Annotated in this window: 8 protein-coding genes and 1 pseudogene; 6 read left to right on the top strand and 3 right to left on the bottom strand. The window is 62.3% G+C overall.

All coding sequences use genetic code 11. The annotated features are described in order from the left end of the window. Positions 1 to 831 precede the first annotated feature (831 nt). On the bottom strand, positions 832 to 1,188 hold the full coding sequence (locus ABHM97_RS19235) for a hypothetical protein (protein WP_349471874.1): 357 nt from the start codon (positions 1,186 to 1,188) through the stop codon (positions 832 to 834). A gap of 470 nt (positions 1,189 to 1,658) precedes the next feature. Here ABHM97_RS19235 and ABHM97_RS19230 point away from each other — a divergent pair, with 470 nt between their 5' ends. After that, the gene (locus ABHM97_RS19230; RefSeq protein WP_235521888.1) at positions 1,659 to 2,867 is read left to right on the top strand and encodes an aspartate transaminase; all 1,209 of its coding nucleotides are present in this window, start codon (positions 1,659 to 1,661) and stop codon (positions 2,865 to 2,867) included. A gap of 13 nt (positions 2,868 to 2,880) precedes the next feature. Next, a complete protein-coding gene (locus ABHM97_RS19225) occupies positions 2,881 to 3,555 on the top strand; it encodes a 4-carboxy-4-hydroxy-2-oxoadipate aldolase/oxaloacetate decarboxylase (RefSeq protein WP_235521889.1) in 675 nt (224 codons plus the stop codon). A gap of 168 nt (positions 3,556 to 3,723) precedes the next feature. Here the strand turns inward: ABHM97_RS19225 and ABHM97_RS19220 are convergent, their stop codons facing one another. Then, complete coding sequence (locus ABHM97_RS19220; RefSeq protein WP_309992788.1) at positions 3,724 to 3,945, bottom strand: hypothetical protein; 222 nt, start codon at positions 3,943 to 3,945, stop codon at positions 3,724 to 3,726. Between the two features lie 124 nt (positions 3,946 to 4,069). Further along, positions 4,070 to 5,021, bottom strand: a pseudogene (locus ABHM97_RS19215) (LysR substrate-binding domain-containing protein). A 332-nt stretch (positions 5,022 to 5,353) separates the two neighbouring features. Between ABHM97_RS19215 and ABHM97_RS19210 the strand changes: the two are divergent. From ABHM97_RS19210 to ABHM97_RS19195, 4 genes are read left to right on the top strand one after another with little or no spacing between them, the layout of a single operon-like run. After that, positions 5,354 to 6,142 carry a LamB/YcsF family protein gene (locus tag ABHM97_RS19210; protein WP_349471873.1) on the top strand — a complete coding sequence of 263 codons (789 nt, stop codon included), beginning with the start codon at positions 5,354 to 5,356 and terminating at the stop codon, positions 6,140 to 6,142. A 1-nt stretch (position 6,143) separates the two neighbouring features. Continuing rightward, the gene (locus ABHM97_RS19205) at positions 6,144 to 6,881 is read left to right on the top strand and encodes a 5-oxoprolinase subunit B family protein (RefSeq protein ID WP_235521893.1); all 738 of its coding nucleotides are present in this window, start codon (positions 6,144 to 6,146) and stop codon (positions 6,879 to 6,881) included. Then, entirely contained in the window at positions 6,878 to 7,891 is a 1,014-nt protein-coding gene (locus tag ABHM97_RS19200) for a 5-oxoprolinase subunit C family protein (RefSeq protein ID WP_235521894.1), read from the top strand. The genes ABHM97_RS19205 and ABHM97_RS19200 overlap by 4 nt, the downstream gene beginning before the upstream one ends. Positions 7,892 to 7,946: 55 nt before the next feature. Then, positions 7,947 to 9,287: an MFS transporter gene (locus ABHM97_RS19195; protein ID WP_235521895.1), complete on the top strand. Its 1,341-nt coding sequence runs from the start codon at positions 7,947 to 7,949 to the stop codon at positions 9,285 to 9,287. Positions 9,288 to 9,290 lie beyond the last annotated feature (3 nt).

Raw genomic sequence — 9,290 nt, 5'->3', positions numbered from 1 at the left:
CGAAGCAGCCGTGCTTTCCCTGCGCTCGGGCCGCATGGAACCCATTAAGTACTGAAGCAAAGGGACACACGGTAGGAGCTGGACGTTCCATCTATCCGCAGTTCGACCGGAGCGCCGACAGGCGCAATTCCGTCGGCTGATACTGCTGTTCGTTTGAGTCGAACGTCCAGGCATCCAAGATCGGAGACGCTAAGCCACGTGCGTCAGGGCATGCCGAAAATGCCCGCTGAGGTCCTAACCAGGCTTTTTCAAAGTTTGTTCCTTTGGGCCGTGCAGCCGCCGGAGCGGCCAGGACGCTCTGACACTGTGTGTGCCTGGCGCCGCGGGGTCATTTGGGTTGTGGGGAACGGCTTCAGGCTCGGCCGCGGCCGGCGGGGCCCTCCGCATGCGTGCTCATGCTGGGGTTATGCGTTCTTCTCTTGATTCGTCCGATAGGTCGTGGTTGTCCTCAACCTCTGCAGGGCAGAGGGACCGAGCGCAACGTGGCGTCGAGATGCTCCGTCAAAGTTAGTGGTTGGGCTGGTTGCTGCCGCGAGGCGACCGACCCCGGCCGGTCCTTTTGTCAGACCAAAGTGGGAGCGGACATTGTCCACCTAAATCGCCTTTATCGAGCGAAGGACGTGAGAACGTGTTCGCGGTCAACATCCGGGCGTCTTTATAGGTTCCGAGGCCATAGACCACTTGAGCGGCGATTGGCGATCATCAACATCATCTCCACTGCCGGCGGATGTAGGAAAGACCGTCTGAACCCACCCCTCAACATCATGTCCATGTGGTTCTCCATCGCATCGATCGACCACAGCAGGCACAGCATCAAAAGGTGTTGCGGATTTAGGAAGACCGGGGGTTGCCACGTACAGTCCGCCGGATGTGGTCCGGGGTAAGCCCGGTCAGCGAAGCAAGTTCCAAGTCATCACAGACCTGCTTCCGGCGTGCCATGAGAATGAGGGCTTCGCGGCGCCCAAGGATCTGGTCCCGATGAGCTTCGGCGGTCCGGAGCTCCTCGCTTTTCGCCCGTAACGGGGACAGATGGGCCTGGCGGGGGAGTCCGCTCGGATAAAGCTCTTCATAAGCCAAAGCGATGGTCCGGACTGCTTTGATGTTCTCTCCGGCGACGGCAGCAACAGTGCCGACGGGAAGCCCGTCCTCTATAGCTTGGGCGATCAACTCGTTTCTTGCTGCGGTCAAATTCCGAATGGCACTTGCCGCGTGGGAGAGGAGTTGCCGGTGGGCGGCGAGGGCGCGCGTGAGCTTGGCATGTTCCTGGTCGTCCGCAGCTTCGGGTCGGACGGGTTCCTTGGCGCGATAACTGTATCTGCCAGTAGGCGGTCGGCTCTGGACTGACCCGACTTGGGCGCGCATTGTCTCTCTCTCCGACGATTGGCGAACACTTCTGAGCTATGAATCTAGGCAGCCTTCGTCCAGCCGCGGAAATACCAATAACGTGTGAGCCCATAAGCAAAGTGCATAGCCACAACCCGTCCGGGCTGGAAAACACCCTAATCAGCACACGGATCACCGGTACAAGGCCGGACGTCATAAGACCCTCTTATGAATCCACGCACATTAGGTCTTATCCACAGCGCCCCCGGATCCCTAGTCTCGAAAAAGGGATACGCGAATCCGCGCGTCCCGAGTTCCACATTCCTGGAGGAGACATGTCTGAGTTCCTGCCGGCGTCGAGGGTCACGCGTATCAAGTCCTCCGCCAGCGTTGCCGCGGCCGCCCGCGTCCGCGAACTGAAAGCTGAAGGCATCCCGATCATCGACCTTACTGTTGGCGAGCCGGACTTCGACACCCCGGACCACATCAAGGCCGCCGCCATCGAGGCAATCCACGCCGGCGAGACCAAGTACACCTCGGTGACTGGTACGCCCGAGCTGCAGACGGCCATCCTTCGAAAGATCGAAGGCCACACCGGGCACCACTACGAGCGAAACCAGCTCACTATTGGCGGCGGCGCCAAGCAGGTCCTGTACGTCGCACTCATGGCATCGCTCAATGAAGGCGATGAAGTAATTGTCCCGGCGCCGTACTGGGTTTCCTACCCGGACATGGTCCTGGCCAACGACGGCACGCCCGTGATCGTCGCGTGCGGCGAAGACACTGGCTTCAAGCTCACGCCGGACGCGTTGGAAAATGCCATCACCCCCAAGACCAAATGGCTGATCCTCAACGCGCCATCCAACCCGACCGGTGCGGTCTACTCCCGCAAGGAACTTCAGGCTCTTGGAGCGGTCCTCGGTGAACACCCCCACGTCTTCGTCCTCACCGATGAAATCTACGACGAAGTCAACTTCGGCGACGGCCGCGTAACCAGCTTGGTCACTGCCGCTCCGGCTCTCAAGGATCGGATCCTGTTGGTTAACGGCGTTTCCAAGGCCTACGCGATGACCGGTTGGCGGCTGGGCTACGGCGTCGGGCCGGCGCCCTTGATCGCGGCGATGAACAAACTGCAGTCCCAGACGTCGTCGTGCCCGTCGTCCATCAGCCAGGCAGCCGCAGCCGCCGCGCTGAACGGCGATCAGTCCTTCGTTCGCGACAGTGTGGAGGTTTACCGCAAGCGCCGGGACGCCGCCGTCGAGGGTTTGAACGCAATCGACGGCCTGTCAGTTGCGCCGGCGGAAGGTGCCTTCTATGCCTACGTGAACTGCTCAGGGGTAATCGGCAAATCCGCGCCTGACGGCCGGATCATCGAGAACGATCAGGATTTCACGCTCTATCTGCTGGACGCCGCGCGCGTGGCCGTCATCCAGGGTTCGGCCTACGGCCTTGGTCCCTACTTCCGCATCTCCTTCGCCACTTCGCTGGAGACCATCAACGCCGGCGTGGATTCCATCCGCGATGCCGTCAACAATCTCACCTAGAAAGACCCAGGAAATGATCCACGTCAAGACCAAGTTCGAGCGGCCCGAGGCTGATGTCGTCAGCCGCCTCGCCGCCTTCTCTTCTGCAACGATCCATGAAGCGCAGGGCCGCCGGGGCGCCTTGAGCTCCAAGATCAAGCCGATTGACCGCTCCATGTCCTTCTGTGGTCCGGCCGTCACCGTCGCCTGTGCACCGCAGGACAACCTCATGCTCCAGGTGGCCATCCACTATGCACAGGCGGGTGACGTCGTGCTTGTTGGCGCACAGGAAATGGCCGAGGCCGGCACGTTCGGCGACGTCCTGGGCAACGCCATGAAGGCCAAGGGAATCGCCGCGATGGTCACCGATTCCGGCGTCCGCGACACCCAGGACCTGATCGCGCTCGGCCTGCCCGTCTTCTCCGGCAGCATCAGCATCAAGGGCACGGTGAAGGAAACGCTTGGCCCGATCAACCACCCGATTATCTTCGGCGACGAAATCATCTACCCAGGCGACATCCTTCGCGGTGACGCTGACGGGGTAGTAGTAGTTCGCCGCGAGGAGGCCGAGGAAGTCATCGCCTTGTCCCAAGCCCGCGACGACCATGAGCGCGAACTCATCAAGCTTTACCACGACGGCGGCAACACCATTGAGCTGTGCGGCCTGACGGAGAAGCTGAAAGAGAAGGGCCTCCTGGTCGAAGACTAGGAGCTCCGGCCCGGACCGGCCGCTGCTGGTACATCAGCAGCGGCCGGTCTTTGGCGTGCCGTTGACTCTTTGGCTTGCTGTATTCGAGCACAAGAAAGGCGCCTTGCCGGTGGCAGGGCGCCTCAACGTGGTGCAGATTCGGTTAAGGTACGACGGCGGGTGGCCGGGTCAGTCGAGGCCGGCGCGACCGGGCCGGGTGTCCACCAAGTGCCATTCAATGCTGTTGCCCGCGTGCGCCGGCATCAGGCTTCCTTCAAAGACGAACAGCGGTTCGCCGATCCCGCCAAGTGGGCGCCAGAAGCCGTTCCGTGGGCAATGGAATCCGGTTCGTGCGCTGAGGGTTCCGCGGGTTGGATTCGACACCCATCCGGCTGTGCTGATCTTTTTCACCGTTGTTTCCTTTGAACGTGCCCGCGGAATCCGTGAGCTGGTTTCGAATTGTTTGCTAATTCGATATTAGGAAATTAGAACGGTCTTGAATAAGACCAAAGCTGTCTGTCCGGATAAGGCTTTGTTATGGATGGGCCGGGAGTTGCACGGGGTCGGTCCCGTACTTGTTGATCAGTTGCTGATGGAGCATCTCTTTGACCACCAGCAGCACGGCAGACGCGGCCTCGGACAAGGGCTCGTGGTCCGGGGTGCACAGGGCGATCTTGCTCTGCAGGCCGGGTTCCACGATCCGCAGCACCTTGAAGTCCTGGTCCGGGAAGAGGGCATCCGCTGCTGATTTGGGCAACACCGTGCCGCCGAGGTTCGCCCGGATGAGCCTGGTCAGGGAAGGGACGGATTCCACTTCGCCCACCAGCCTCAAAGGCAGGTCCTGGTCCGCCAAGCCTTTTTCGATGAGCTGGCGAAGGGTGTGGTTCTTCTCCGGCAGGAACAGCCCTACTGTGCTGGCTTCCGCAAGCGTGATGGTGTTCTTGCCGTCTTTGCCGGGGGCGAGGTCCACGTCCGGGTGCACCACCAGGTGGAGGTCTTCGACGATCATGGTGGTGAATTGAACGCCCCGGATCTTTCCAGGCTCGTAAATCAACGCCATGTCGAGGCGGCCGTTCTTGATGGCTTCGCTCAGGACTCCGCCAAAAATTTCGGTCAGGTGGACCACGATATCCGGGTAGCGGCGGCCGACCTCGCTGATGATCTGGGGAGTCAGGCTGGAGGCCATGCTGTACGGCGCGATGGCAATGGACACCCGGCCCGGGTGCGGCGCCGGAGGAAGCGACGTCCTGGCGGGCTTGCTCCACCAGCCGCAGGATCGACTGTGCATGGCGGTAGAGCGTGTGCCCGGCTGCCGTGGGTTCGACGCCTTGCTTGCTGCGGATCAGCAGCCGCTGCTTGAGATCGTTCTCCAGTGCCGAGACTTGCTGGCTGAGGGCCGGCTGGGCCACATGGAGGGCAGCCGCGGCCTTCGTGATGCTCCCGGAGTCAACGATCTGAACGAAGTATGAGAGCTTCCGCGTGTCCATGGATGTACCTTCCTGGAGCCGTGCCCCGTGGGTGGGAAGTCCCCTGGGTGGCAGGTCCCGATGTTCAAATATAGACGCATCTCCCAGCAGGGTTCCGCTGGGACCCATGCCACAGGGCCGGGTGGTGTACGTCATAACGGAGACCTATCACGGGATAGCTATTAGGTCTTTGTGCAGGGGTCCCGACGGGTGCGAGACTTTTGGAACGAACTTCAGGCAACGCCCCCGATTTACTCCGGCGACTGCCATTTACCGGGAATTCTTTTATGACCCATTACGCGGCGTTGGCAAATTCCCGCATTACCTGCAGAACCACACGGAAAGAGAACCACGTGAACCCGATAATTGATCTTGTAGCGGATCTTGGAGAGGGATTTGGCGCCTACACCATTGGCGACGATTCCGAGCTCCTGGAGATCGTTTCAAGCGCCAATATCGCGTGCGGGTTCCATGCCGGTGATCCGGACATCATGGCGGCCACGGTGGCTGAGTGCGTTCGCCGCGGAGTCGGCATCGGGGCACATCCAAGCTTCCCTGACCTGCGAGGGTTCGGACGGCGGGACATGGGCCTCACTGCCGACGAGGTCCGGAACGATGTTCTTTATCAGCTGGGCGCGTTGAACGGCTTCGCCGCTTTCCACGGCACCAAGGTCACGCACCTGGCCCCGCACGGCCGGATTGGCAACCTCGTCGCAGTCCGCGACGACTATGCCAAGGCTGTGGCTGAAGCCGCGGTCCGCGTCGACAACGAACTGATCGTGGTGGCCCAGGAAGGCGAACTGGCTGCAGCGTCACGCGACGCCGGGCTGGACGTCGCAATCGTGGGCATCGTGGACCGCGCCTACCAGGAAGACGGCACGCTGGTTCCCCGCAGCCAGCCCGGTGCCGTGCTGCATGATCCTACGGAGATCGTGGACCGTACCCTGCGCATGGTGGTTGAGGGCAAGGTCCGCTGCGCCAACGGTGCGGACCTGGACATCGCCGTGGACACCCTCCTCCTGCACGGGGACAACCCTGGCGCCGTGCAGCTGGCACGTCGGATCCGTTCGGAACTCATTACCGCCGGTGTCCACATCGCACCCCTGGCTGAGGTCATGGACGCAAAGAAGAAAGCGGCCTGACATGTCCGTCCTCACAGCGTCTCCCACCGAGATCTACGAGTCCGGAGACTCCGCAGTGCGTGTGGTTGCCATCTCCGAAGCGAGCGAACAGAACTGGCTCACCGTCCATGGGCTGGCCAACTGGCTCGAAAACTGCGGTGCCGAAGGTCTACACGGCGCGGTTCCCACCTACGATTCGGTGTTGGTGGAGTTCGATCCCCTCCTCGTTTCTGCCCGCCAGGTCCGGGCCTTCGTAAAGCTGGGACTGTTGGAGCTCGCCCACGCCGACGAGTCCGCAAAAGCACCCCGCGAGTTCGATGTCCCCGTCGTGTATGGCGGCGGGTACGGCCCCGACTTGGAGCGCGTCGCTGAGCACCAGGGGATCTCCGTGGAGGAGGTCATCCGCCTCCACATCGAAAAGACGTACACCGTCCGCTGCCTCGGCGCGCCCGCCGGGTCCCCGATGATGGACGGGCCCGCATTCCCCAAGCCCGTGCCGCGGCTCAAGGATCCCCGGCTCAGCGTCCCGGCTGGAGCCGTCTCTGTGGCCGGTCGGCAGGCAGTCATCGCTCCGGCAATGGCCCCGGGTGGTTGGTGCGTCATCGGACAGACTCCCTTTTCGGTACTGAACATTCGTCGCGAGCCTCTGGTGCCTTACAAGCCGGGGGACATCCTGCGGTTCCGCCAGATCCGCCCAGAGGAGTTCAGCGACTACGCCGGCCTGGAGCTGGAACCCTTGGAACCAGGGGTGCAGCCATGACCGGCGAAATCCTCATCCAGCAGCCAGGCAACTCGGTGGTTACTGACCTCGGCAGGACCCGTGGCCCCCGCTTCGGCCTTCCGGTCAACGGGGCCCTGGACCAGTACTCGGCCCGTGCCGCCAACATCCTGGCAGGGAACCTGGACAACCATCCCCTGGTGGAGATCACGGCCCTGGACTTCCGGATGAAGGCCACCACCGACATCCTGATCGCCGTCACCGGGGCTCCACTCACGCTCACAGTTGGCGGACGTCCGGCCAGCCAGTGGGAGCCCGTGTCCGTACGGGCCGGCGAATCGGTTTCCCTTCGCGGGATCCATCGTGGCCTCCGCGCCTACCTTGCTATCCACGGTTCCGTCGAGGCAGAGACCTTGCTCGGCAGTGCAGCCCCGGACACGGTCGTGGGCTTCGGGCTTCAGCTCAAGGAAGGAACTACGCTGCTCACCCGTAGGAGCGTGGGCCCAGTACGCCAGCCGTACTTCGACCTTCCCCTTTTCCGGCTCGGCCTTGAACGCCCGAGCATGGGATCAGACTTGTTGGTCGACGTGACCGACGGGCCGGATGTCGCCGAGTTCGGCGAATCCGGTGAATTGCTCTTCACCACCGAGTACGCAGTCAGCGGCCGCAGCAACCACATCGGTCTGCGACTCGGCGGGGAGCTTCCGGAAAGAACCACCACCGGTGAGGTGCTTTCCCGCGGCGTGCCAGTGGGCGCCGTCGAGGTTCCCTCAAGGGAAGAGCTGCTGGTACTGCACCGTGGACGTGGCGTCACCGCCGGGTATCCGGTACTCGCAGTAGTCACCAGCACCGGACTGGATGTCCTGGCCCAAGCGAGGCCAGGGGACAAAGTCCGTTTTCGGAAAACAACAGTGGCGGAGGCAACTGCCGTCCACAGGCGCTCGCGGGCCCAACTCGAAACCCTCCGCGAATCCGTTAACACCGTCTTCGGACTCCTCGGCATCGGATGCCGTCCCCAGTGGCAGGACCTACCAGTTGCGGCATGCAGCTAAAACCCTGTCGTCATACCAGTAGGCGTTGCTACGCTCATCTCAGTAAGGAAAAGTCATGACCGCAAGCACCAACGCTGCGCCCGCGCAGCATGAGCGGCTCACGGGCCGCCAAACCCGCAAGGTTGTCACCGCAGGTTGTGTTGGCATCTTCGTGGAACTGTACGACAACGGCATTTTCGCCTTCATGGCGGGAACGCTGGCCCTCGTCTTCCTGGCGCCCGGGAACCCGGACAACGCCCTGCTCTTCGTGTTCGCAGGATATGCGGTCTCTTTCTTCGTCCGCCCGCTCGGCGCCGTCGTGTGCGGCTACCTCGGGGACCGGATCGGCAGGCAAAAGCTCCTGGTCTTCGTCATTCTCCTGATCAGTGTTGCCACGGCCGGCATCGGCCTCTTGCCCTCCTACGCGGCCATCGGCATCGCGGCCCCCATTCTGTTGGTTCTCCTGCGTCTCCTGCAGGGCTTCTCCGTCGGCGGTGAAGCTGCCGGCGCCATGACCTTCCTCGCTGAGCACGCCCCGGAAGGCAAGCGCGGCATCATCACCTCCTACGCCCAGATCGCATCCTTCGCGGCACTGCTTACCGGTACTTTGGTCGCTTACTCCATGTCGCCGTGGCTCACCCAGGCAGCGATCGACGGCGGGGGCTTCGGCTCGTTCGCATGGCGCATCCCGTTCCTTGTCGCCATCCCCATGGGCATCATTGGTTGGTACATTCGCAAGGCCATCAGCGACACCCCCAACTTCGTCAAGCTGAAGGAAGAGGGCGGCCTTTCCAGGAACCCGCTCAAGGAAGCCTTCAAGTCTGCCGAGCACCGCCGGGCCATGCTCCTGGCACTCTTCATCCCGCTGATGAACGGCTCCGGCTACTACGTCCTGTTCTCGTACATGCCCACGTTCCTCAAGGGCAAGCAGCTGAACTTCACCATTGGCGAGGCACTGCTGGTTACCGCGTGCAGCCTGGTTGTCATCTGCATCGCCATCCCGTTCATGGGCGCCCTCTCCGACCGAGTGGGCCGCAAGAAGGTCATCGCCGGGTCCGCCATCGCCATGGCAGTCCTCGGCATCCCGTCCTACGCATTGATCGCCACCGGGGAAATGGGCTTGGCCATCCTCGGTGCCTGCATCATGGCAATCGTCTTCGCAGGCCACACGGCAGTGATCCACATCCTCATCGTTGAACTGTTCCCCACACGCGTCCGCTACTCCGCTTACGGCCTTGGGTACAACATCTCTTCGGCACTCTTTGGCGGTACGGCCCCCCTTCTCATGACTTGGTTGATCAGCAGCACCGGCAACATCTACATGCCGGCGTTCTACGCAGTGATCACAGCGCTGGGCACCCTCATCGCGGTCAGCACCGTCAAGGACCGCGCCCACGAACCGCTGCGCGACGCCTAACCC

This window comes from Paenarthrobacter sp. CAP02 (assembly GCF_040137855.1).
Lineage (GTDB): Bacteria > Actinomycetota > Actinomycetes > Actinomycetales > Micrococcaceae > Arthrobacter.
Note: the sequence above shows the minus strand (reverse complement) of the source record. Positions and strands in the feature narration are given on the sequence as shown.